Origin of the sequence: Rhizobium rhododendri, assembly GCF_007000325.2 — a bacterium.
Lineage (GTDB): Bacteria > Pseudomonadota > Alphaproteobacteria > Rhizobiales > Rhizobiaceae > Rhizobium > Rhizobium rhododendri.
This window is the reverse complement of record NZ_CP117269.1, coordinates 170,630-195,183: the sequence shown is the minus strand read 5'-3', so window position 1 is coordinate 195,183 and position 24,554 is coordinate 170,630. Positions and strand designations below refer to the sequence as shown.

19 protein-coding genes and 4 pseudogenes are annotated in these 24,554 nt (G+C 54.0%); 13 read left to right on the top strand and 10 right to left on the bottom strand.

From position 1 onward, the window contains the following. The first annotated feature begins 106 nt into the window (after positions 1 to 106). The 8 genes from PR018_RS25835 to PR018_RS25800 all read left to right on the top strand — a co-directional run bounded on the left by PR018_RS25835 (position 107) and on the right by PR018_RS25800 (position 8,260). Complete coding sequence (locus tag PR018_RS25835; protein WP_142832449.1) at positions 107 to 1,216, top strand: NAD(P)/FAD-dependent oxidoreductase; 1,110 nt, start codon at positions 107 to 109, stop codon at positions 1,214 to 1,216. Next, on the top strand, positions 1,119 to 1,496 hold the full coding sequence (locus PR018_RS25830) for a (2Fe-2S)-binding protein (RefSeq protein ID WP_341799008.1): 378 nt from the start codon (positions 1,119 to 1,121) through the stop codon (positions 1,494 to 1,496). The genes PR018_RS25835 and PR018_RS25830 overlap by 98 nt, the downstream gene beginning before the upstream one ends. Then, entirely contained in the window at positions 1,493 to 2,872 is a 1,380-nt protein-coding gene (locus PR018_RS25825) for an NAD(P)/FAD-dependent oxidoreductase (RefSeq protein WP_142832448.1), read from the top strand. The genes PR018_RS25830 and PR018_RS25825 overlap by 4 nt, the downstream gene beginning before the upstream one ends. Next, a complete protein-coding gene (locus PR018_RS25820; protein WP_142832447.1) occupies positions 2,869 to 3,186 on the top strand; it encodes a hypothetical protein in 318 nt (105 codons plus the stop codon). Before PR018_RS25825 ends, PR018_RS25820 begins: the two co-directional genes overlap by 4 nt. Positions 3,187 to 3,345: 159 nt before the next feature. Then, on the top strand, positions 3,346 to 4,287 hold the full coding sequence (locus PR018_RS25815; RefSeq protein WP_142832445.1) for an ABC transporter permease: 942 nt from the start codon (positions 3,346 to 3,348) through the stop codon (positions 4,285 to 4,287). Further along, complete coding sequence (locus PR018_RS25810; RefSeq protein WP_142832444.1) at positions 4,284 to 5,162, top strand: ABC transporter permease; 879 nt, start codon at positions 4,284 to 4,286, stop codon at positions 5,160 to 5,162. Before PR018_RS25815 ends, PR018_RS25810 begins: the two co-directional genes overlap by 4 nt. Beyond that, positions 5,159 to 7,012 carry an ABC transporter ATP-binding protein gene (locus PR018_RS25805; RefSeq protein WP_142832443.1) on the top strand — a complete coding sequence of 618 codons (1,854 nt, stop codon included), beginning with the start codon at positions 5,159 to 5,161 and terminating at the stop codon, positions 7,010 to 7,012. The genes PR018_RS25810 and PR018_RS25805 overlap by 4 nt, the downstream gene beginning before the upstream one ends. Positions 7,013 to 7,210: 198 nt before the next feature. Continuing rightward, positions 7,211 to 8,260 carry an NAD/NADP-dependent octopine/nopaline dehydrogenase family protein gene (locus PR018_RS25800; protein ID WP_142832442.1) on the top strand — a complete coding sequence of 350 codons (1,050 nt, stop codon included), beginning with the start codon at positions 7,211 to 7,213 and terminating at the stop codon, positions 8,258 to 8,260. 316 nt (positions 8,261 to 8,576) lie between these two features. Here PR018_RS25800 and virD4 read toward each other — a convergent pair whose 3' ends face one another. The 5 genes and pseudogenes from virD4 to PR018_RS25775 form a co-directional block, all read right to left on the bottom strand. Further along, entirely contained in the window at positions 8,577 to 10,556 is a 1,980-nt protein-coding gene (virD4, locus tag PR018_RS25795) for a type IV secretion system ATPase VirD4 (RefSeq protein WP_142832441.1), read from the bottom strand. A 58-nt stretch (positions 10,557 to 10,614) separates the two neighbouring features. Continuing rightward, the gene (locus PR018_RS25790) at positions 10,615 to 12,222 is read right to left on the bottom strand and encodes a hypothetical protein (RefSeq protein WP_142832440.1); all 1,608 of its coding nucleotides are present in this window, start codon (positions 12,220 to 12,222) and stop codon (positions 10,615 to 10,617) included. 112 nt (positions 12,223 to 12,334) lie between these two features. After that, on the bottom strand, positions 12,335 to 13,549 hold the full coding sequence (locus PR018_RS25785) for a relaxase/mobilization nuclease domain-containing protein (protein WP_142832439.1): 1,215 nt from the start codon (positions 13,547 to 13,549) through the stop codon (positions 12,335 to 12,337). A gap of 185 nt (positions 13,550 to 13,734) precedes the next feature. Next, positions 13,735 to 14,181 carry a T-DNA border endonuclease subunit VirD1 gene (gene virD1, locus PR018_RS25780; protein ID WP_142832438.1) on the bottom strand — a complete coding sequence of 149 codons (447 nt, stop codon included), beginning with the start codon at positions 14,179 to 14,181 and terminating at the stop codon, positions 13,735 to 13,737. Positions 14,182 to 14,702: 521 nt separating this feature from the next. Next, a pseudogene (locus tag PR018_RS25775) lies at positions 14,703 to 14,881 on the bottom strand (IS66 family transposase); the annotation flags it as partial. Positions 14,882 to 15,038: 157 nt separating this feature from the next. On the opposite strand from PR018_RS25775, the gene tnpA reads away from it, so the two are divergent. The 5 genes from tnpA to PR018_RS25755 all read left to right on the top strand — a co-directional run bounded on the left by tnpA (position 15,039) and on the right by PR018_RS25755 (position 18,048). Next, positions 15,039 to 15,386 (top strand): IS66-like element accessory protein TnpA, encoded by a 348-nt coding sequence (tnpA, locus tag PR018_RS25770; protein ID WP_142832437.1) that lies wholly within the window; start codon positions 15,039 to 15,041, stop codon positions 15,384 to 15,386. Next, on the top strand, positions 15,383 to 15,562 hold the full coding sequence (gene tnpB / locus PR018_RS28625; protein ID WP_205470432.1) for an IS66 family insertion sequence element accessory protein TnpB: 180 nt from the start codon (positions 15,383 to 15,385) through the stop codon (positions 15,560 to 15,562). Before tnpA ends, tnpB (PR018_RS28625) begins: the two co-directional genes overlap by 4 nt. Then, positions 15,489 to 15,731 (top strand): IS66 family insertion sequence element accessory protein TnpB, encoded by a 243-nt coding sequence (gene tnpB / locus PR018_RS25765; RefSeq protein WP_425064178.1) that lies wholly within the window; start codon positions 15,489 to 15,491, stop codon positions 15,729 to 15,731. Before tnpB (PR018_RS28625) ends, tnpB (PR018_RS25765) begins: the two co-directional genes overlap by 74 nt. Positions 15,732 to 15,808: 77 nt before the next feature. Continuing rightward, complete coding sequence (gene tnpC, locus PR018_RS25760) at positions 15,809 to 17,464, top strand: IS66 family transposase (RefSeq protein ID WP_279621512.1); 1,656 nt, start codon at positions 15,809 to 15,811, stop codon at positions 17,462 to 17,464. Beyond that, entirely contained in the window at positions 17,464 to 18,048 is a 585-nt protein-coding gene (locus tag PR018_RS25755) for a plasmid pRiA4b ORF-3 family protein (protein ID WP_279621511.1), read from the top strand. Before tnpC ends, PR018_RS25755 begins: the two co-directional genes overlap by 1 nt. A gap of 50 nt (positions 18,049 to 18,098) precedes the next feature. Here PR018_RS25755 and ltrA read toward each other — a convergent pair. The 5 genes and pseudogenes from ltrA to PR018_RS25730 all read right to left on the bottom strand — a co-directional run bounded on the left by ltrA (position 18,099) and on the right by PR018_RS25730 (position 23,544). Then, positions 18,099 to 19,354 (bottom strand): annotated as a pseudogene (gene ltrA, locus PR018_RS25750) (group II intron reverse transcriptase/maturase). 533 nt (positions 19,355 to 19,887) lie between these two features. Further along, positions 19,888 to 20,094 (bottom strand): annotated as a pseudogene (locus tag PR018_RS25745) (IS66 family transposase); the annotation flags it as partial. A 20-nt stretch (positions 20,095 to 20,114) separates the two neighbouring features. After that, positions 20,115 to 20,378: pseudogene (locus tag PR018_RS25740) on the bottom strand (helix-turn-helix domain-containing protein); the annotation flags it as partial. A gap of 99 nt (positions 20,379 to 20,477) precedes the next feature. After that, complete coding sequence (locus PR018_RS25735) at positions 20,478 to 21,818, bottom strand: amidase family protein (protein ID WP_142832576.1); 1,341 nt, start codon at positions 21,816 to 21,818, stop codon at positions 20,478 to 20,480. Between the two features lie 40 nt (positions 21,819 to 21,858). Next, positions 21,859 to 23,544: an NAD(P)/FAD-dependent oxidoreductase gene (locus tag PR018_RS25730; RefSeq protein WP_142832575.1), complete on the bottom strand. Its 1,686-nt coding sequence runs from the start codon at positions 23,542 to 23,544 to the stop codon at positions 21,859 to 21,861. Positions 23,545 to 24,554 lie beyond the last annotated feature (1,010 nt).

Genomic DNA, 24,554 nt, shown 5'->3' with positions numbered 1-24,554 from the left:
TTGGATTTCGCATTCGTCATAACCCTTATGAATATGGACGGGAAAAGAAGACGTTCAAATTTTTACCTTTCATCACAAGCATGAGCAATAACCACCGGAGATCAAAGTGAGCGCGGATGTTCTAGTTATCGGTGCCGGTATCGTCGGCGCGGCGCTTGGCTATGGGCTCGCCCAGACAGGACAACGGGTTGTTGTTCTGGACGGGGAGGACAGGGACATGCGTGCGGCCCGCGCTAATTTCGGGCTGGTCTGGGTGCAAGGAAAGGGCGCGAGCGCGCCAGCCTATCATCATCTCGGACGGCGGAGTGCGGATCTCTGGCCCAACTTTTTGAAAGAATTGACTGGAAACGTCGGGATGAAAGTCGACTATTCGCGCCGGGGTGGATTGATATACTGCCTGGGGCAGAATGAATACGAGGAGCGGGACGCCCTCAACAAGCGTATGCGCAATCAGACCGTTCAGGCCGATACCAGAATGATAGATCGCGCCGAGCTTGAGCGGATGATGCCCGCCGTCGATTTCGGTCCCGACGTGGTGGGTGCGAGCTATTGTGAGGCGGACGGGCACGTCAATCCATTGCAACTTCTTGCCGCCTTACATCGCGGAATCGTTAACCTCGGTGGAACGATCCATTATCGCCGGCGGGCTGAGACAGTTACGCCAAAACAGGACGGTTTTATTGTCAAGGCCGGGTCTACAAGCTTTGCAGCGCCGCGCGTTGTCGTGGCCGCAGGCTTAGCAACGCCCTCCCTTACCGATCCGCTTGGGCTCACCATTCCCTTGAGATCCGAACGTGGCCAACTGCTGGTGACCGAACGGCTTGCGCCGCTCCTCCCCTACCCCGGAAGTGGCCTGCGACAAACAGCGGACGGCACCATCATGATCGGTGCAACCAAGGAGGAAACCGATGATCATGGCGTCAGCGTTTCTTCGGCAACAAGACTGGCTCTTCGGGCAACACGGACAATACCCGCTCTCGCATCTGCAAAGATCGTGCGTCAATGGAGCGGTTTTCGGATTATTCCACCCGATGGCTTGCCGATCTACGCTGAATCCAGCGAGCACCCAGGCCTGTTTGCGGCCGTGTGCCATTCCGGTGTGACGTTGGCCGCCGTTCATGCCGCAATCATTGCGCCCGCTATGCTTGCGGGACGACTGTCCGATGACATGTCAGAGTTTTCAAATGGAAGATTCGATGTTCAAAAGTGTGCTTGAGCGCCTGGGAAAACCCAGTGATATGACCGTGCTGGTGAATGGCCAGGCCGTACCCGCTTGGGAAGGAGAGACCGTTGCCAGCCTATTGCTGCGAGTGCCGGGCGCAGGGCGGAACTCATCCGTCAGCGGAGAACCGAGATTACCGTATTGCCAGATGGGCGTGTGCTTCGAGTGCCTGGCAATTGTTGACGGCGTGGCCTCGACGCAAGGGTGTCTGGTACCCGTTAAAGCAGGCATGAAGATCGACAGCCAACACGGACACCGGGGGATTTCCCGATGAGTTACGATGTAGCAATTGTCGGCGCGGGACCTTCAGGCATGGCTGCCGCAGTAACTCTGCGCCAACTCGGAGCATCGGTTGTAGTGATTGACGAACAGCCGTCTCCTGGCGGGCAGATTTTCAGAGGAATCGAGCGTAATCTCAGCAGTCCGGTTTTCCCGGCGCTGGGCAAGGATTATCAAAAAGGTCGAGCCCTCGTGGAAGCATTCCGTGCATCAGGTGCCGATTATTTCGCATCAACACAGGTCTGGCAGATCGAAGACGGTTGGTCGCTGTTCGTAACATCGCAAGGCAAAGCTTCACGTCTTTCAGCCCGGGCTGTGCTTCTGGCAAACGGCGCGCAGGAAAGGCCTGTTCCATTTCCAGGCTGGACCCTGCCTGGCGTGATGACGGTTGGCGCGGCACAGATTCTGCTGAAATCCGGCGGCATGTTACCCCAGGGAAAGCTATGGATCGCCGGGGCTGGACCGTTGCCACTTCTCTACGCTACTCAGGTTCTGAGCCTTCAAGGCCACATTGCTGGTTATCTTGATACGTCGAGATCGCCAAGTCTTTCTGCGTTGGTGCAGCTTCCAAAAGCTTGGCGTGATTTTGGAAGCCTGCTGAAAGGATTGCAGTGGCTTCACAAAATCAGACGCAGCGGAATATTGGTCAAAGGTTTCACGGATCTGGAGGCTGAGGGAAATCAGCGTCTCGAGCATCTTTCCTGGAAAAGACACGGACAATCTCACCGGGTGGAAGCGGATATATTGCTGGTGCACGAAGGTGTCGTTCCCCGCATTCACGAAACTTTGGCACTGGGTTGTGTACACACATGGAACGATGCTCAAGGCTACCTCGCACCAAAGCTGAACCGTTGGGGAGAGACAAGCCGGGAGGGACTTTTTGTAGCGGGTGATGCCTGCGGTATCGGTGGTTGGCTGGTGGCAACTCTGTCTGGTGAAACCGCCGCTTTAGGATTAGCCAGGCGCCTTGAGATTTCGTCCAACACGGAAGAACTGCGTCGACGAACAGGTCTCGATCAAAGGCGCAGACGCGCGCTTGCCTTGCGACCCTTTCTTGATGTCGCTTACGCCCCGCCGAGACCACGTCTGGCCGATAATCTGATCGTCTGTCGCTGTGAGGAAGTCACAGCTGGGGCCGTCCGCGCGGCAGCAAGCAACAGCCCGGCCGATCCAGGAGCGATCAAGGCAGCTACGCGATGTGGCATGGGCCCCTGTCAGGGACGTCAGTGTGGATATACGGTGCAGGCACTTGTCGCCGAGGCGCACAACATCCCGATAAAAGACGTCAGCTTCTTCAATATTCGTCCGCCGTTGAAACCGGTCACGCTTGGTGAACTGGCGAGCCTCGAGAGCGGGGAGAATGCCGCATGAAAACGGACGTTCTTTTCATTGGCGCAAGATTGTACGGTCTTCGCGCTGCCTTAGAAGCAGTGATAAGGGGCCTTTTTTTCGGCAAGCTTTCTGAGCGCCATTTCTTCGGCCAGGACGCTTCGGACACCACCATTGCCGATGTCAGCATACCGGGGCGGCAATCAGCCAGTGTTAATATCTCAATACCGACAGCCTCAATTGACGTCGCTGTAACTGTTGTTGCCGAACTCAACCACTTCAAAGTGATGGAGAGTCTGGTCAGGCATGGAAGCAGTGATTTCGGATCACCTTGCCGGCATTGGCTTCTCTCATAAAGTCAAAGGGCCCAATGACGTCTCTGCCGTTTCCGGAGCCACATTCCAACTTGTTTCCTTTGTTGGACACATCCTCGCGGACCTGATGTCCGACAGTCAAACCAATCATAACCTGGACGCCTTCCTTGCAAGCCGCGTCTCAAAAGAAAGGATTGCCGCATGATCGGTTATGCGATCCGAAAACTCCTTCTTGCAATTCCGACATTGATCGCCATGCTGACAATGGTGTTCGTGCTGGTGCGTCTGGTACCGGGTGACGCTGCTGTTGCCATGCTTGGCGATCGGGCAAGTGACGCAGCTCTCCAAGACTTGCGCGCGCAGCTCGGCCTCGATCAGCCGATCGGCGTACAGTATCTACATTTTCTCTCCGATATGATCACAGGAAATTTCGGCCGTTCTATGGTCAGCGGCCGTACTGTGTTTGAAGAAGTCGCTCTGGTTCTGCCTTACACACTGGAACTGGCGGTCGCCGCCATGCTGATCGGTGCGATGTTTGGAATTCCCCTGGGAATCATTGCCGCCGTTCGCCGCAACCAGTGGCCGGACTATGTGAGCCGCTTTTTGTCACTGCTCGGCCTGTCGTTTCCCGGTTTCGTTTCGGCAATACTATTGCTGCTTGCTTTTGCCGTATGGTTGCAGTGGCTGCCCGTTATGAGCCGGGCCTCCTCTGATCCGATCAGCCATCTGCGCAATCTACTGCTGCCAGCTATCAACCTTGGGTTGATTATGACGGCATATATCGCGCGCGTCACCCGTTCATCGATGCTGGATGTCATGGGCGAGGACTACATCCGCACCGCACGCGCCAAAGGTGTCCATCCGCGAACGCTCATCCTGCGGCATGCGCTCGGCAACGCGCTCATCCCGATTGTTACGGTGGTTGGTCTGTATTTCGGCACCCTGATCGGAAACTCGGTGTTGACTGAAATCGTCTTCACACGCCCCGGCCTTGGCAAGCTGATCCTCGGTGCGCTGCAATCTCGCGACTATACGATGCTCCAGGCACTCATGGTGGTCTTTGCTACCTTCGTCATCCTGGTGAACACCATCACCGATCTCATTTACGCCTACGTTGATCCAAGAGTGAGTCTCGCCCAATGACCGAAGCCGCCCTTTCTTCCATCTCGCCGCAGCGACAACCGAATGTGGTTTTTGCGGCTTTCCGTCGCAACAGTTATTCATGGATCGGCATAGGCCTGCTCACGTCGATCATTCTCCTTGCTGTTTTGGCTCCTGCCATCGCGCCATATGATCCGTTGAAGCAGAATATTCTTCACCGCCTCAGCGCACCTTCCGCACAATTCTGGATGGGAACGGACAGCTACGGCCGGGATGTTCTCAGCCGGCTATTGTATGGGGCGAGAATTTCGCTCTCGATCGGCTTTCTGTCGGTGATGATCGCCATGGTCGTCGGTTCGATCATCGGTATATTGGCAGGCTATATTGGCGGTATCTTCGACCAGATCATCATGGGGATTGTCGATGTGATGCTCTCCTTTCCGACCCTGCTGCTGGGTCTGATGGTTGCCGCAATGTTAGGTGCCAGTTTCGAGAATCTCATCATCGCCATTGCGATTACGGAAACAGCGCCTTTTGCCAGAGTAGCCCGTGCGCCAACAATCGCGGTCAAACGCCGCGAATTCGTCGAGGCTGGCAAATCGCTCGGTTTTTCGCCAATTCGCATTATGGGCGTTCATATTCTGCCGAACATCCTTTCCGACATCGTCGTTGTAGCATCGCTTTGGATGGCATCGGCCATTCGAACCGAAGCATCCCTGGCGTTCATCGGTCTTGGGGTGCGGCCTCCAACCGCGACATGGGGGGGTATGATACGGGAAGGTTTCGAGAATATTCTTAGCGCCTGGTGGCTCGTACTGTTTCCGTCCCTTGCGATACTCCTGACCGTACTCGCATTGAATATTCTGGGGGACGCGTTGCGCGACGCGATCGATCCGAAAACAAGGAGCGCGCAATGACGATGGCTTTTCAAAACACGCCGGAATCTTCACCAGTCACGCCCGTCGTTTCTGTACAAAACCTGACGACCTCATTTAAGGTCAACGACCAGTGGAAGTCGGTTATCCGAAATATCTCATTCGACATTGCACCGCGCGAAACGGTGGCGATTGTTGGAGAATCCGGATCGGGCAAATCTGTGACGTCGCTTTCTATCATGCGTCTTCTGGCTGCTCAATCGAGCCGAATAGAGGGTACGGTGAGATTGGGCGGCAGAGATCTGCTCTCACTACCTGAAGACGAGATGCGACGAGTACGCGGCAATGAGATTTCCATGATATTTCAGGAACCCATGACATCGCTCAATCCGATTATCCCCATCGGCAAACAAATTGGCGAAGCGTTGAGTGTCCATAAGCAGATCTCCAAGGCTGAAAGCAAGGCTGAGGTTATCAGACTACTGGAGAGGGTGCGTATACCGAATGCCACTGGCCGTTATGACGAATATCCTCATCAGTTTTCGGGTGGCATGCGGCAGCGCGTCATGATTGCCATGGCACTTGCGTCCAGGCCTAAGCTGCTGATTGCCGACGAGCCGACGACAGCGCTCGATGTCACCGTTCAAGGACAGATCCTCGATCTCATCAAGACGCTTCAGGAAGAGGAAGGCACCTCAGTTCTCTTCATTACGCATGATATGGGTGTCGTCGCGGAAGTGGCAGACCGAACCCTCGTCATGTTTCGCGGACACGCGGTGGAAGTCGGGGAGACCGCAGACATATTCCACCGGGGACAACATCCTTACACACGCGCCCTTCTATCAGCCGTACCGCGGCTAGGGTCAATGAACAATCGAGAGTTGCCACTCCGTTTTCCTGTGATCAATCCGGTGAGCGGCGAACAGCAACCTTCTCGCGATGTCGAGGATACAGTTCGCAGAGACAGCAAGCCCATTTTAGAGGTCCAAGACCTCACGATGCGTTTCGATATTCGCCCCGGGCTGTTGGGACGCAAATCTGGAGCTGTCCACGCAGTGGAGAAGGTCTCTTTTGACCTTTTTGAAGGCGAAACTCTCTCACTGGTGGGAGAATCCGGCTGTGGCAAGTCAACCACAGGGCGCTCGATTACAAGGCTTGTTACACCCACAAAAGGCAAGATTTTCGTCGATGGCCATAACGTATTGCAAATGAACAGTAGCTCATTGAGAAAAATGCGCCGCTCGATCCAGATGATTTTTCAGGACCCATACGCCTCTCTCAATCCACGCATGAGCATAGGCTCGGCGATTGTCGAGCCGTATATTCAACATCGTTACGGAACCCATGCGCAGGCACGAGACAAGGCGGCCTCTCTCATGGAAAAGGTGGGGCTTTCTCCCGACATGATGCAACGCTTTCCGCACCAGTTCTCGGGCGGCCAGCGCCAGCGTGTCGCGATTGCCCGCGCCTTGATGCTCGACCCTAAAATCATCGTTGCCGACGAAGCCGTTTCAGCGCTTGACGTATCGATCAAAGCACAGGTCTGCAATCTCTTGCTCGATTTGCAACAGAGCCTCAATCTGGCCTTTCTGTTTATTTCCCACGACATGGCGGTTGTCGAGCGGGTGAGCCATCGTGTGGCTGTGATGTACCTCGGAGAGATTGTAGAGATCGGGCCGCGAAGGGCTGTTTTCGAAAACCCCCAACATCCCTACACCAAGAAGCTTATGTCGGCAGTGCCGATACCGGACCCTTCACGCCGCAGAATGCATCGCGGGATAGTCGCCGACGATCTAAAAAGCCCGGTCCGGCCGATGGGGTATGAGCCTCCAATTCGGGAATATCGCGAGGTTTCCAAAGGTCATCTGATCCGGGTCGAACAATTTGACTAGGGCATTTCCAGGAACAATGGATGCCGGTTTTGCGTAAATGCGTGAAAACAGAGACCAGGGTGCTTCACTGTCCTTAAAGAAACGCGACATGCGACCAAAAGGACCAAGGGCTAACTGCCCGCAAATAATGACCTATCATAAAATTTCACCGGACACAGCCAAAGATGGCTAGTCTCCGGGCTTCTGAGGTATCGCAACATGAATGTAGCAATTGCCGGAGCTGGCGCAATCGCGATCGGGTACGCAGCACTCCTTCACCAAAACGGCCACCATGCGAGAATATGGTCTCCATCTGGCCGACGAACTGAAGCACTCAATCAAGACACGCCGATGCAGGTGAGCGGGGCCTTGTCTGCCAAGTTCAATCCAGGGGTCTGCCAGCGCGCAGAAGAACTTACGGAATGTGATGTCGTCGTGCTGGCCCTCCCCGCTTACGGCCACCGATTTGTTCTCGACAGTCTCGTGCCACATCTCACGTCGAGACACACCGTCATTATCAGCGCCCACCTTTCGTTCGCCGGCTTTTATCTCGCCCAAAAATTGGCGCAACGTGAAATCGAAATTCCCATCGTAGTTTGGAACACCACCGTTCTGACCGGCAAGGCTCAGTCTGGGCACGACATCAAAATTGGTGCGATACGCGGCAAGGTTGATATGGCTTTGGTTCATGCAGCGGACGCGCATAAAGCCCATGAGCTTTGCACAGATCTGTTTGGCGACCGGTTCGATGTGAAAGACGATATCGTCACCATAACGCTCAGCAATATAAACCCGGAAAGTCACCTGGGCACGGCACTTTGCAACCTCACACGCATCGAGCTCGGCGAGACCTGGGGACAAAGAGTCACGATGACCCCTGCCGTTAGCAGATTTATCGAAGCATTGGATTGTGAGCGTCTCGCCATAGCAGCTGCTTTTGGGAAAACAGTGCCCTCCATCCTCGATCATTTCAGCAAATCTTTCGGAATAACGGCCACGAGCCTGGCCGCACTATCCCAAATTCTTGTCGCCAAAGGTAACGATCCGGCTGGACCGCGAGACATCAACACGCGATATGTTCTGGAAGACGTGCCCTTTGGTCTCATACCGATTCTCGAGCTTGCAGCACTTGCGAATGTGGATGCACCTCTGCATCGAAGTGGAGTTGAAATCCTGAGTGCCTGCTATGGCCGGAATTTCGCGACAGACAATGATATATTACCTCAGTTACAGCTTTCCACGCTGGTTCAACCGATGACCCTTAAGTGAGCTTCGATACCGACGCATAAGTCTCGATAAATTCGCTTACCGTGATCGCATGCCAGAGGATTGCCAGGAAAAGTGAGTAGCTGTTTTCCGTCACGAAATGCGTAAAGACACAGAAAACAGATGGCTATTTGTCGAACGGCCCAGAGGACACGACCTACTGAAGGACCCCTGCCCACCCTCCGCCTAGCGGGGAAGAGTTTTTATAGCGAAACGTTTGCGTCGTGTACCGTGCGAACGGCGGTAACATCGAAGGACGGGGCAACCAACTTGTCTGCCAATCAGTAACAAACATTCATCTCTTTTTCTTATCGAGTTTTCACCCCCTGCCACCCCGTTGCTGAAGAGAAATAATCTGGTTGAGGAGTTCGTGCTGGGCCACCAGGGCTGGAGCAGTTTCCGAAGGCTCCTTGGAGTTTGCGGTGTCCACGCTATTGTATCCCTCATCTACCCCGATCGAACCGGGGCGAACTTCTGTCTTCATCACCACGCTTTGCTCTGGATCAGCAACGGGTTTGCTTTGAGCGGCAACGACGTCCACACACTCGCTGTCTTCAATCTGCGCCGGGTTTCGCATTGTTGTATCGGCTGCGCTTTGATCAAGATTGTTGTCAAAGACATTTACGTCTTCCGGCAGCACCAACGATTCCGGCTCTGGAAGAGAACCCTGTTGGCTTTCGAAAATTCGCTTCAATATGAGATCCGAATAATACCTCACTTTTCTTAGTTTGAGAGGAGGCTGGCCTTTAATAAGAACAATTTCATAGTCGTCGTCGAGTAGACGGACTTGTTCGGCGCGCAGAAGTGGTGCCCCTTGTTCAGAGATTTGGATGTTATGGTCAAACATGCGGGCTTGGGTGTACGAGGTTGAGCGAGCCTGAAACGTGTGATCGCCAATCGCCTTAGAAATATAGGTTGGGGTCTCGTCATCAGCAGTCGCCATGAATATCTGCACACCAGTATTACTGAGAAAATTTTGCTTACCAGCTTCATCATAAGTTCCAGTCAAAGCCGAGAGGCTCTGTATAATGAACATGAAGCGGCCCTTATAGCCGGCGATCGTCGTAATCGCCGTCTCCACGGCTTCGAGCTTGCCCAAATGCTTGAACTCATCGAGAAGAAACAAAACCTCGTGACGTTCATCATCATGGGGTAGCGATCTCTGCAGGATTGATACAACCTGCTGGAAGAGAAGCCGCATCAGCGGCGCGATGACTTCGAGATCGTTTGGGCTGACACAAAGGTAAATACAAGTCCTCTTCCGTCGCAAATCGTAGACGGAAAAATCCGAGCGACTTGTGGCTGCTTTTATAAGTGGATCGGCCCAAAGATTGAGTCCTCCGTCGCCGAGCACTGATGTGTATGACGTCAGTATTTTGGTGTCATTTCCCGCCATATTATCGAATATGCGCTGAGCTTCTTTGTTGTGCGTTTCCCCGGCAAGTTGCGCAAATAGTTTATATTTCTCACCCGGCTGAGCGAACAGATCATAAACGGCACCGATCGTTGGTGTTCCACGCTCAATACAACTCAATATACCTGCAACGAAGAGATCGCGAGCCCCATCGATGAAACCCTCCGCACCCTTACCTTTCGCTGTCAGGAGATTTGCAGCAAGGCGGCGTGTTTCAGTGAAGCGCCGTTCAGGCGGCAACGCGGCAATATCAAGCACGGGATTGTAACAGTGCGTTCGCCGCTCTTGATCTAAGGGCGAGAACTTGAAAACCGCGTCTCCGCTTGATTTACGCGCCCTCGATGTGAGTTCAAACAATTCGCCTTTTACGTCCAGAGCAATGACTGAGCCCTTGAAGGTCAGCAACGTCGGGATAACAATACCGACGCCCTTACCAGCACGAGTTGGCGCGACGACAAGACTGTGAGGTTGTTCTCCATTGCTTAGATAGCTACCAAACCAACGTGGTCCACATGTCTTGCCGAAGATCGGACCCGTGATATGCCTGTAGCGCTGGAGGTATCTCGCGTGCCGCATCTCGCCAGAGCCAGCCCAGCGAGCAGTGCCGTGGTGTTCGCGCTCGCGCATCGATGAAAATAGTTGGCATACCAGCACAAGCATCGACGTTACAACGATTATGATAAGTCCACGATAGAACGTAGCGCTTGCGTATCCTGAATAAAGCGGCGTCTCATGCAGGAATGCAAAAACGCTGAATGTCATCATCATTTCGCCCGTAAAGCCATGACGAAATGTGACGTATAAACTTGCCGCACAAAAACCAACGGCCAGTGAAAATACTATGCTTACAGTGAGGCGTAATGGCGTGTACTTGCCTGAATTCATCACGTCACCACGCTTTGTTCACTCTTGGAAAATCCGATTTGTTTACAGACAGCTGAATCTACAGCCCATGACGCTCGCGTTGGCGCGGTTCAAAAATCCTCGCACCACGTTGAGTGTCGAGGTCATTCACGCTCCGGCCCATGGACCGATCTGCTAACCTATGCGTTCTGCTTTCGGGCGCGACAGGTCCGGTCCGGCCAACATTCGTTTCCGATACGATAGTATGCAACCCAGCGTTCTGCTCGGAGGGAACTCTCCGTGAACGGGGTTCCGAGATTGCGTCGATCCGCGCCAGATCCTCATCGGTCAACTCAGGGAAATCATCTAAGTTCGTTTTTGATGGACCTGTGTCATGTCGCCCCCCCTCCTGTTGGACCCCAGCATGGATGGGCCACCCGCCAGGGGCAACGGCAACAGTCTCGGTTGCGGTAACGTCGTCCAAGCCGACCGCACAAGTCGTATTCGCTCCGTCCCGCCCCAAAGTCGAGCGCGGTTTGGAAAGTGCGTCGATCAACGCCAGATCCTCGTCAGTCAGCTCAGGGAAATCGTCGAATTTCGTTTCCGATTGGCCCGGGTTGTGCCGACCTCTTTCCTGTTGGGCCCCAGCATGGGTGGACCAACCGCCGGGGCCAATGCCAATAGTCTCGGTTGAAGTGGCATCGTTCAACCCGACCGCACAAGTCGTATTCGCAATATCCCGCTCCAAAGTCGAGCGGGGTTTGGAAAGCGCGTCTATCAACGCCAGATCCTCATCGGTTAACTCAGGGAAGTCGTCAAAGTGCTCCTCGGGTGAGTTAAGCGATCGAACGGAACCTTCGTGGGCCAACACCAGATTTGTTTGGCTACCGATTACGCTACCGGTATTATCGCTCTCAGTTAGAATTTGGTGGTTTTCGATGCTGGCAGACCCAGCGTTAGTGCTTGAATTTACGCCGGCCATGCCTTTGGGATCCGCGGAAGCCCTGAGCGGTGAACCGCTTTCAGCGAGCAGATCGATTTCATCCAGCCCTGGCCAGGAGAAGCCTTGCGTCGACGCAAGACTGTTGACCCCGAGATCCCTGTTGTCTGCCAACCAATACCGTGCGCTTCCCAAGCTTTCTTCAGGCTGGCCCTCTCCAGCAATGTCCAGATCATGACTTGAATCAAAGGTTCTTGTATCAGTTGGCAGCGTTGCAGTTCCGTGCCGAGATTGCATATCACTTTCTGCCGTTTCGCCGACATTATCAGACCCTATGACCGGTTGGCGCACCCCTTGCGAAGCCGACATCGTGGCAAAGCGATCTCTCTCACCCAAAGACGCGGCAACAGGACCCACCTGCACTTTCGAGCTCATATTTCGCTTCGCCATCGGTTCACTTGCGTCACCGTTTTCCTCGTGTTGGCGCGGTCGTTTTAGTTCCAACTTGTCAGCACGTGACGAAGACGCCGCTTCACAGTCCGCAGTAGTAGTAGACCGTTGATTTTTGGCGGAAGTATCTGGAAGGTCGCGAACGCCATTCAAAACGAATGCTCCTACTCCAGTCGAGAGCTCTCTTCGGTTGTGCCGGACAGCGGCGGCTAAAGATGTGCCCGGGGTTGGTTCACGTCTGGCTATTTCGTTCACTTCATGGTTTGAATTCATCTTTGCAGGACGGCTGACGTCTCTACGGGGTTCTTCGTCCGCCATGATCGATCCCTTCTATCTTCTGTCCTTAAGGTTCTGATTGGATCAGATATTCTTTCTATTCTGCTGATTTGATTTTTCTTTGCGGACAACGGCTTCCAATTTTGGTGAGACTCTAATCCTCACGACTGCGCCCGTCCCTTGAACGCTTTCTAATACTTGGCTCCGCGTCCTCATGATAGGGACGCTTGGAATTTGGCACGTGTTGCCGCCGACGATCTGCCCCCAGAGACAATTCATCTGTAGCGACGTCGGATGGTCCAGCGTCATGCAACGGATTTTCTTCAGTGGGCTGTATCGACGATGTAATCAGATTGTCCTGGGCAACTGACACGTCGGTGATTGTCATACCCGCCCGAGTTGCTTTTACTTTGGTCGGTTTTGAGTCTCTCTGGTCTTGCTCGCCACCACGGGGCCGTTTTCGATGAAGCCGTTGCCGAATGTCATCTTCGCCTGCTGTGTGCAAGATTGGTTCGATTGCCAAACGTTGAATGCTAGCAGCATCTTCAAGATACCGGCCGGAGGTATTCGATCCGATTGGTGCCCGGGAGCTCGCTTCAGACATCGGTCGAAGACTCTCGTTTTGTCGCGAATCTTCTGCCACGTTTCGAGGCGTCCCCCCGTACGAAGGATTGAAAGATTGATCCTGTTCTGGATCGTCTACTCCGGGCGAGACATGTTCGACATCAGGGTTCTCTAGACGAATTTGATTAGCTTGCTGCCGCTCAAGGCGGCGATACTGAGCAAAAGTCATGGGCCGCTCGGTGATGTCGCGCTCAACACGTCTGGTCGCCTCCAGGACGATTCCATGACGAAGCGAAATCTCGGCCATTTTAATGCGCAAGGCGTCGTAATTCAGTTGAGGATGCCGCCGGGATATTTTCAGCCAGCCATGTCCCAAAAGTTCGCGACGATTGATGACGGCATGCAGATGTGGGTGATCGCGATCGGTATGGAAGGCGGTAAGATAGTTGTATCTGCCTCCCCCTGCGCCTGATCCAAACATCTCGGCTACCCACTCCCGGCTGGCCGCATAAGCTGCGACATGGCTTGTACTGGCAGGGAAGCTTACAATAATGTGGGTGGTTAATTCCTGTTGCCTTTCCGAGTCGGACTGACTTTCGTCATAACTCCCGGTCTCTTGAACCCAACTACGGGCGAGATCGCGAATTTCAGCTGGAGGTACGAAAACATCGAGGTGCCGTGCAGAGCGCTGTAGCTCCAGCTTGCCCTTACGAGATAAGTACTCCAACTGATTGATGATCTGTTGGAGTGTCTTGGTCCCACCTCCAGGAACAATGCGGATTATGACTTGAGACCGAGCGGGCATCTGACAAATTCCGTTTTAAGAGCTACGCATGAGTCTGTCAGGTTCAGATTAAACCACACAGCATAACGGTTCTTTGGGTTGAGTTGGTCTTATCGGAAAACCAGGCTTCGCTATCCCCTTACAAACTCTAAAGAATGTTGCGTTTTATTGTCTTCAATGAAACGCATACCTATAGGCGACAGGCTTTAGTGTTGCGAGGCATCCGCCAGCATGGAGCAACCGTCGATCCTTCGCCGTGATACCGACAAAATGGACCGGAGTAAGCTGTCCAGATCAGCAAAAGATTTACCAAAAGCGTTGCGTTCCGCTTGAAGAGCACTCAAATCCGTTGTCGGATTTTCAGCGTAAGCGCATAATAGCACCGCAACATTGTTTGAGAGCGCTCCTATTGATTGGAGTATGGATTCCATTATCTGCCGGGTCTCTGCATCAATCTCGAGAAACCCGGCAATCCGGCGTACTGCAACTCTTATGGCCATGCTGTCAGACAGCCCCAACCGGCGGGCTTGGCGAGAAAAACTCTCATATTCGGCCGATCGCAATCGAGTGCTGACGATCTTGAAACCCTCGGTTTTCTGCTCTTTGCACCGGTCGATAATATCACCTGAGCGGGATTTTGCGCTTTGCGGCATCGCTTGCTCCATAGAAAGCGGAATGATCTAGATTTGTTCCGGAGTGGACATTTCCAGTCAAGAGAACAGAATTCTCTGCCTGACACGAATGTAAATCAATAATAATTCTGTTATTTCCTATTATATAAAGTTACATTTGCAATTAGTTTATAATATATTTGAAATATATAATCATTGCACTATTATATTATTAGCTAGTTTTATGAAATCAAATGCAAATTCACTAAATTCGAATACAAAGAAAACTAGCAATTGATGGAAATTTGCGGCTCCATCAAAACTTCTCCTATTATTTTCCTTCGCGAATACCACTTTGGCACATTGCGATGCCGTCGGGAGGGGGCATCCACTCCCTCCGCCCTCAGTGAAACGTATGGCCCGCCTTGCTTGCAAGTTGCTTTTTGATTTCCTGCGCAGCTGCTTCAACGTATCTGGTCTTACGGTCAGGCCGTAGCCAAGATGGATATCCGCACGTCCAGAGCAAAGTTGAGTAAGCCTCCGGTGAAGGCCACAGGTCAGGCAGCTTGAGCCTGCAGAATGCCGGTGAAGGTCTTCAGGTGGCGCTCCGGATGCTCCTGTCGCCGGTCCCGCGATGCGTAATACAGCGCAGCCGGCGGTGAGAGCCCGCCGAATGTCGGTCGTCCCGGACATAGGTCCATATGCGACCGGTATCGGTCTTTCCCTTTGCCAGAACCGGCACTGTCGGGGGAGTAGGCCGGAGGAATTTCACCTCCAGCCTCTCTCAGAACCGGGCGTGAGGCTCTCAGTATCGCTCCGGCGTGGACCGCCTTGCGAGTTTTGGGCGATATCGTGATTTTGCGCTCTTGAGAGTGGAATTAAGAGCGCAATGAGGACCTATGGCACAGGCCATTTTGCTGACGGGTCAAGAACGGCGTCGTCGTTGGTCACCGGCTGATCGGCTGGAAATTCTGGAGGCAGCATTCGCTCCCGGTGCGAATGTGTCGGAGGTAGCACGTCGTTTTGATGTTTCGACGGGGCTGCTCTACACGTGGCGCCGCCAGGCGCTGTCGGTTGCGGTGGCGGATGGTCCTGCCTTCGTGCCCGCGACGGTCGTGGGTGCCGCGGGCGGTGGCGATGTCGTTGCGGCGACGATCGCTGTGGACTTTGCGAACGGTACCAAGGTGAGGATTGCGTCCGGGGCACCTTGTGATCTTGCCGCAGCAGTAATGCGAGCGCTCAAATGATCCCGATCAGTTCGAGCGTGCGTGTTTGGATTGCGAGCGGCCATTGCGATATGCGCAAAGGGATGCAGGGCTTGGCTCTGATCGTGCAGGAAGGTCTGGGCCGTGATCCGTTCAAGGGGGACGTTTTTGTCTTCCGGGGGGAAAAGTGGCCGGCTGATCAAGGCTCTTTGGCATGACGGAATTGGCCTTTCGCTATACGCAAAGCGGCTTGAGCGCGGCCGTTTCATTTGGCCGGCGACGGAGGGTGGAGCGATTGCGCTGACGGCTGGCCAGATGTCCTATCTGCTTGAGGGAATTGACTGGCGAAACCCGCAGCAGACATGGCGCCCGACGAGCGCGGGATAGCGTTTTTTTGGCGGGATTGCGTGCGGCAGCACCAAAAAAAGCTATACAAATCAGTGGTTATGTGATTCACTTCGAGCATGGAAACCGGCTCGGGAAATCACCGTGATCATGCTGCCCTGGAAGCAGAGCTAGCGATTGCGCGGTCGGAACGGGCTACTGCTTTGGCCGAATTGGCTGTTGCCAAGGCCAAGGAGGCCGACGATCAGGCCATCATTCTTCGCCAGAAAGTCTATATCGAAAAGCTGCAACGGGAACTGCGCGGTCAGAAGTCGGAACGGACAGCGCGGCTGATCGCGCAGATGGAGCTGATGCTTGAGGACGCCGAAGCGGCGGCGACCGAAGATGAGCTTGCCGCCGAAATGGCCGTTGCCGCAGCTGCTGCGATTGCGGTCACCGGCTTTACGCGCAAGCGGCCCGTCAAGAAGCCTTTCCCGGAACATCTTCCGCGTGAGCGTGTCGTGGTGCCTGGTCCGGTTGCCTGCAGCTGCTGTGGCGGTGAACGGCTTCGCAAGCTCGGCGAAGACATCACCGAAACGATGGAGAGCGTACCGCGTAGCTGGAAGGTCATTCAGACGGTGCGGGAAAAGTTCACCTGCCGTGACTGCGAGAAGATCAGCCAGGCACCTGCACCCTTCCATGTCATACCGAGAGGATGGGCGGGTCCGAGCCTTTTGGCGATGATGCTCTGCGACAAGTTCGGCCAGCACATTCCCCTCAATCGCCAGGTCGAACGTTTTGCCCTGGAAGGTGTGCCAGTCAGTCTGTCGACAGCAGCAGACGCGATTGGCGCGTGCTGCCAGGTCCTTGACCCGCTTGTGAGGCGGATTGAAAGCCATACGTTCGCGTCGGAACGGATCCACGGTGATGACACGACCGTGCCGGTTCTCGCTCTCGGCAAGACCGTCACCGGTCGGATATGGAGCTACGTCAAGGACGATGCTCCGTTTGGCGGAACGGCGCCTCCGTCGGCGATGTTCTATTATTCCCGGGACCGGGCCGGCGAACATCCGCAGGCGCATCTGGCCAATTATAGCGGCATTCTGCAGGCGGACGCCTATACGGGCTATGGCCAGCTCTATCTTCCTGATCGAAGTCCGGGCCCGATTCATGAGGCGGCGTGTTGGGCGCATGCGAGGCGACCATTCTTTGCGCAAGCCGATTTGGAGGCCAACGCGCGCCGAAAAGCGCAGGGTAAAAATGCCGCCGTCATCTCGCCGGTCGCCTTGAACATGGTGCAGCGGATCGACGCACTGTTCGAAATCGAGCGCCATATCAATGGCCGTACGGCTGATGAGAGAAAAGCAATCCGCCAGCAGTTGTCAAAACCGCTGATCGACGACATGGAGATATGGATACGCGAACACCGCGCCAGGTTGTCGCGCGACAATGACTTGGCAAAGGCGTTTGACTACATGCTGAACCGCTGGGAATCCTTCATTCGTTTCCTCGACGACGGGCGCATTTGCCTGTCGAACAATTGTGCGGAGCGATCTCTGCGCGGTGTGGCACTCGGACGGAAAGCCTGGCTATTTGCCGGTTCCGATCGAGGGGGCCAGCGGGCGGCGGGCATGTACAGTCTGATCGTCACCGCGAAAATGAATCGCATTGACCCACAGGCCTGGCTTGCCGATGTCCTTGCCCGCATCGCCAACCATCCAGTCAGCCGTCTTGATGAGCTTCTCCCCTGGAATTGGCGGGAAACCACAACATCGCCACTGAGGCAGGCGGCCTGATGGCAGGTCCTCTCGTTCGCTTAAAGATCACGCTCGATGACGTTGATCCCTTGGTGATGCGGCGCGTTGTCGTCCCATTCCGCATTCAGCTTGACCGGCTTCATGAGGTTCTTCAAGAGGCTTTCGGCTGGACGAACAGCCATCTGTATGAGTTCAGGATCCGTGACATCGGGTTCGGCGTGCCTGATGGCGGCTTTGATGGTCCCATCGATGCACGCAAGGAAACGCTTCTTGCTGCCATCGAAGATATCGGCGCGAAATCATTCAAGTATCTCTATGACTTCGGCGACGGCTGGACGCACACCGTGAAAATCGAAAAGGTTTTACCGGCGACCGCCGGCTTCGACGATCCCTTCCTGCTTGACGTTGTCGGACGATGTCCACCGGAGGATGTCGGCGGTCCGTGGGGTTATGAAGAGTTCCGCGAGGCCATTACGGACACCAACCATGAGCGTCACCACGAACTTGTGGAATGGTGGAGCGATGCGCACTACGATCCTGGCGATGTCGACGCCGCCAATCTCCGCAAAAACGTCGAGGCTTTAGCTGCAAAGTGGAAGCGCCGATCGCGAAAGAAAAGCTGAACCTGCGGTCCTCGGCGAATGCATACGGCTCTCACCTCACCCGGCTCCCATCAAGCGAGCTCCATGCCATTACCAAGTCGCCAGTGTACGAACAGCTTCCGGTTTTCACGCGCAATCTTTGCAACAAAGAGACGCGCTTGCCCCAGGCGTTTGCGAAAGGGCTTATATTTCCGTTTAAACCAAACATAGAGCGTTTCGTTGATGTATCTCGCCATCGTATAAAGTGCCGAGCGCCAGTATTGCCCATAGTATGCGATCCATCCCCGAACGATCGGGTTTATCTCGCGGGCAATGTCATCCTAAACGTCACCTCTGTTCGTTTGCGGAGTTTCAGGTTTCGTATCCTCTCCCGCATCGAATTCAGCGATGATATGCTGACGGCCGGGGTAAATCCGCAGAACGTTTTCTGCGTAACTGGACCCCGGACGGATCGCGGACGAAAGCAATACCCGAGAAAGTCGAACTTGACGGTCTCGTGCCGACACCTCCGTCGATCATCTTTGCAGTAGACGATTTTCGTTTTCGCGGGATGCATTTCCAAGCGACATTCCAAAAGACGAGCTGCAAGCGCTTCTCTGACGATCCGCGCTTCACTCTCGCTCCGGCAATGCACCAGTCCATCATCCGCGTAACGACACCATGGCAGGTCAGGGAACTGTCTGCCCATCCACACGTCGAATGCATAATGCAGGAAGAGGTTGGCAAGTATCGGGCTAACGACACCGCCTTGTGGCGTGCCGCAGTTTCGCTCGACGGTTGCCCCATCCTCCTTCCGCATTGGTGCTGTCAGCCATCTTTCGATGTAGAGCAGCGCCCAGGCACACGTTATGTGTTTGCGTACAGCCCGTAGCAGAAGGTCGTGGTCGATATTGTCAAACAGTTCTTTGATATCGAATTCCAGGACCCAATCATATTTCCAGCACCGCTTGCGCGTAACGCCGATGGCATCCAGCGCCGACGTTTCGGGCCGATAGCCATAGGAATCTGCCACAAAGATTGCATCTAGATCCGGCTCAATCATCTGCTTGACCACACTTTGGGCCACGCGATCTGCCACTGTTGGCACCCCGAGGATCCGCTGGCCTCCACTCTTCTTAGGAATGGAAACGGCGCGAACTGGCGGAGGAAAGTAAGTGCCTGAGCTCATCCTGTTCCAGATCTTATAGAGATTCCCCTTCAGATCGGCCTCGAACTGCTCAATCGTTACTCCATCCACACCAGCTGCGCCTCCGTTGGATCGCACCTGCAGATAAGCTTCGTACACCTTCTGCTTACTGATATTGAACGGTTTGCCTTGCGTATCCATCAACGTCCTCCTGTTGCCAGTTGTGTTGATGATACGCCCACCTGATCCGACCTCTTCGCTCCAGCTCCATTACGAGCCTTCATCGCTACTACAGATCGGTCCGTCCCAGTGCTCCGCATCGGTACTCTCGCCTCACGGTTTTCTCCGCTTGTGCTTCTCCCTTTGCATCGGAGCGACTGGTTCCTGCAGTTCCGCGACAATGCCTGCATCCGCTTCACGCCCCCTCAACGCCGGTCGCCGCTTGCCCGGTTACCAGGCATCTGACAAGCTGATCCCAAAGAGACGACACACCTCTGGTTTTGACGACAGGTTCCACGTTACGACGCTTCATCGGAAGGTTCATTTTCATTCGTCTCTCGGATGCGTACCGGTCCAGGGTTTGCCCTAGACTTACCTTTAACGCTCACGACCACGTCTCTTAAACGCAGCCGCTTGGAGTGGTTTGAGCCCAGCTCCTGAAAGCCGAACCCGAGGGGCCAACCCTCATCATTATCGCAGCTTCAAGCACAAAGATTGTCAGGCCATATAGACCATCCTTTCCGAGTGCTCTGCAGCACACTGTCGTCGCCATGAAGTCGCTCAGCAGCCAGAGCATGTGCTTCGATCAACGAATGGATGGGCTTCAGCGCCGCGGCACATGCTCCGACTTGGTCGGCCAATGTCGATAAGCCAAGGTCGACGCCCTAGCGGGCATAGCGTTCGCTCTGGCGATTGAGCGGCTGGTGCTGGGCGAACTTCTCAACAGGATCATCGCCGCGAACAAGCGCCCAACCATCTCATCGAGCGTCACATCCTTACGGTCATCGATCAACGCGATCACGAATTCCTCGTGGGCATCAACGGCCGATGGTCGTCGCCAGCCTTGTGGCCGAGGCCTTAACTCGCCCTGTCGCGCTCTCGCGATCCAGCGGATCGCGGTCGAAATTCCAACGCCGAAACGAGCCGCAGCCTGTCGGGCCGACATGCCCGACGCCGACGCTTTCAATACTCGTATTCGCAGATCATCGCTCAAGGCCTGTCCCATCATCCACCTCTCCGTTGCGGATGTTGAATCAGCTTAGGCCGGCGACGTCACATCACAATCGATTCATTGATCACAGCATGTGCTCTAATTCTTCAAGCCTTACTTATAGCTTATCACTTTCTCGAGACCCGTGGCAGCTTCCAAGAGGTATCGATCTTTCCCACATGCAGCATCAAAGCTTAACCCTACTGGGAGAGCGCCTTTAGGAGCAACCGGGATAGTAATCGACGGAAGCGCCGCGTTACTGGCGAGGTCGGTGTTTCTGATGCACTCAGCAAAGATGTCTGGGTGCGCGGCCTCAGAAACAAGCGGTACCGCTTGGGGGACCGTCGGATAAGCTAGCAGATCAATATCGTCCAAGTCAAAAAGCGCATTAATTTTCCGCCGCAATCGTCCGACATTGGAAATTGCCTCAGCATAATTCGCGGGCGTAATTAGCCCACCACCCAAGTGCGCATGAATTATACCGCGAACGTTCTCGTCGCGAATATCCTCGAAAACCTCAGAAATTTTTTCTTCCCAACCTAGCGAGACTAATGTCCTTGGGAAGTCCAAGAAGAATTCGTAGAGCGGGACCGTAAAGGTGATCGTCCGGCTCAGTTCAAGTATCGAGGTATCGTCTACCTCCAGGCATTGATGTTCGACAGACTTTAAGCTATCAATTGCTGCACGGCAAACCGACTTGACGTCGGCGTCGAGCCCGGTCCATAGTGAAGACGGCAGGCCTATTCGCAAAGGCGACTTATCAGGAGCCGTCATCGGTTCGTCCGATGAGAGATGGCTATAGACAAAAAGGGCATCTGCCGCACTTCGAGTCAGCAAACCGGGCGAATCTTTGGTTCTCGATACCGGAATGATGCCGGACGATGACCATCTCCCGCTTGTGGGCCTGAAACCGGTGATGCCGCAAAAAGATGCAGGTATCCTTACCGAACCACCAGTATCGGTACCAACTGCCAACAACACAATTCCTGCAGCCACAGCGGCGGCACCCCCACCACTGCTACCTCCAGCGCAATAGCCAGGCGCTGCCGGGTTTCCTACGGTTCCCCATTGGGCATTTACCGACGTGATACCAAAACTCAGCTCGTGCATGTTGTTCTTGCCGGAGACCACCGCTCCCAAGGCTTTCAGCTGCCTGACAATTTCAGCATCACGCGGAGCGATGCAGGCCGCCATTGCTGACGTCCCGACGGTGACCGGTTGCCCTTCAACACAGATGTTATCTTTGAAAGAGACCGGTATCCCAAAAAGTGGAGCGTCCACACAGGCCGCATCCGGCTTGGTAAAAGATTGCTCAATGCCACGTTCTTGGATGAAACAATTGAGCTGACTGTGTCGCAGCATCGCTGCTAATGTCGATTCTCTGATTTCCAACACCGAAGTTTCCCTGGCGTGTATTTGATGGCAAATCTTCTCGATATTAGACGTTGCAAACATTTAAGTAGCCTTATTTAAAGGAAGATAAATCTACCGGTTCTCAATATCGATAAGCGGAATCCATCTCATCAATAGGGTTCCCCTGTAAGAGTTGGCCGCCACAGCTGCGTATGACAGCACACGCGGCATTCAAGCCCGTTTGTACTGCGCCCTCAACCCAGCCACCGGTAAAGGAGCATCCACATCCTGCTAGATAAAGGCCCGTGTCTTCTTCCGGTCTTTTTGCGGTAGCAAATTGGAAAAATAGCCGCTGTGAAAAGATGTCTTCCCCAGGATAATTGAGCTTAAAAGCACCTACTGCATAGGGATCCATTAGCCAATCGTGCTGCAGGACGTGACGTTCATAGTCACCTTTCGCCGGAACTAAATGGCGGGCGAAATCACCGCAAACTGTGGCCAGATCATCGACTAGACGCTGGCACCTTTCTTTTTTGTCCAGGATGGAAAGCATTTTGTTTGCATCATCTTCCCATGTGTAGCTTAACAGGACCACGCCCTTACCATCAGGTTTATCTGGCTGATAGTCTAAGCAGTAGACCCCCCTAGCAAGGCCGTCAGACAGGATAGTTGTCGGCAAGCCCTCTTTTAACCAGAACTTGTTTTCCGTAAGCATAAACAGCTTGGAAGATCCGGTAAGGTGGGTCCGTCTGACCGCTCGCAAAACCTCATTGTTAAGAAATGTTTCATCCGTCGTAAGACGATGGGCCAGTTCCATGGTCCGATTGCTTGTGGTGACGATGACGCGGTCAAAGGGCTCGACCTGCCCTCCTGAGCATGTCACAAGTATCTGGCCACCCTGTTTGGAGATACCGCTGACATGACCGTTGCGCACACGCTGCCGCAAACTCAGACCGTGAAATTCCTGTTCAGCAAACCGTTTCACTAAAAGGGAAATCCCTCCAATAATCATGCGCTGGTCGTCCTCGTACCCGTTGATCACCAGACGCAGTATCTCGGTAAAGGCGGCTTGGTACACAGGTAAAAAGCCTCCAGATCCAATCCCCAGAGATCCGAAAAGCTCAAAGTCTTCTGGCCTTTTCCAGGGAACGCGCCCTGGCGGCCGCGGCCCGGTAAAGATGGCGACCAAGGCTGAATAAAAGGAGGCGTCGCGAAACGAATCCAGCCAAGCCTGCCAAGCCTCACGAGCCTCGTCAAAGCGGCGCGACCGAAGCAACTTTGTGATTTTAGCCGGCGCGAGCAGTTGAATACCTTCGTGCACGTAACCGTCGTTTATCAAAGCTTGCCATCCTTGATCAACGCGCCTGAACAAAGGCGGCGGAGGCCCGCCAGCCTGCCATAGGTAACGCTCACCTCGGTAATGTATCTCAGTATCCACGATGCCCGGATCGGGAAATGAAGCTGCGGTATCTATCCTGAATTTGTCCAGATAATAAAACAGACAGGTCGCGCTGGAAGGAAAGCGCATAGCACCCATCTCGGCAATGAGATTCGGTTCGAGCGGGTCGAAGATTTGTGACCAAGCCCTTCCACCCATGCGATCTCGCGCCTCAAACAGCACGAGATCTGTTACCCCGGCCCGCAAAAGTTCAGTCGCCGCCACCAAGCCACTGATGCCAGCGCCCACAATGCCGACTCGGGGACGGCGGCTGTTTTGGGCAACGCTCCCAATACGACCTTCACAATCCCTCAATCGCAAAAACGATCCATAATCATAGAGAAGATCGATACTCGGTAATGAAGCTACTGGGATGGTACTGTTCAGCATATTGCTCTCCGATGATGACAATGTTTTCTCGAAAGCCAGTTTCGCCTCGGAATGCCTGCCCCTTAAATCGGTACGCCGCGGTTACAGCTTAAAGGTGCCTGCTCATACGGCGTCACAATCAGCGACGTGTTTCCAGGAAGAAGCTTGCCCCCTTGCCTACTTAGCGATAGCGGATCTCGCTAACCGAAGTTGCCACAGCGCATGTATTGATCAGTCGCAATCGTAAACGTAGACGTATTCGAACTAGACAATACAGTATATGTGGAATTAAATATAGCAATTTGTCTCTCAGACACCATCTCAGAGGGCGTACTGGATTGCAATACGAATAACGCTATTGATATTTATGCATCATTAATATAATCTTATTGATTTTTATCCTTAATTCAAGAGATTTCCTTTTACAATTTTGTTTCATTTGACATCGGTTCGCCTGCCTGTCGGTCGAAGCGATCGGCAAGGCAGGCAGGCGAACCGATGTCAGAGTCGGACTCGAAAAGTCGTCTATGATCTCGATACCTTGCAAGTGTCTGGGTTATCAGGCGAATGCGGGCAATCAGAATCCATACCTCTGGGGATGCACGGATGCACGGATGCACGGATGCACGGATGCACGGATGCACGGATGCACGGATGCACGGATGCACGGATGCACGGATGCACGGATGCACGGATGCACGGATGCACGGATGCACGGATGCACGGATGCACGGATCTGACATCGGTATATATCCTGTCAAGTCAGGCATTTTGGGGAAATAGCAAATTGAGTTTGGTATTTCCTAATTTAAAAACGTCGACCTTCTCATCTGTTTAAGCCGATACGGCAGTGCAGGATATGTAGTCTAACCAACCTTAAATGAGTAGGCGGTACTTCAGAACTTCAATTGTAACAATTCGGATTAACGCCGCCTGCAAGATCCGCGGGAGCACCTCGTCGACAGCTATTTTCAGAACCGTAGCGTGCCAAACGACAGAGCGGACGCCATAGTCTACTAAACGCTTAAACA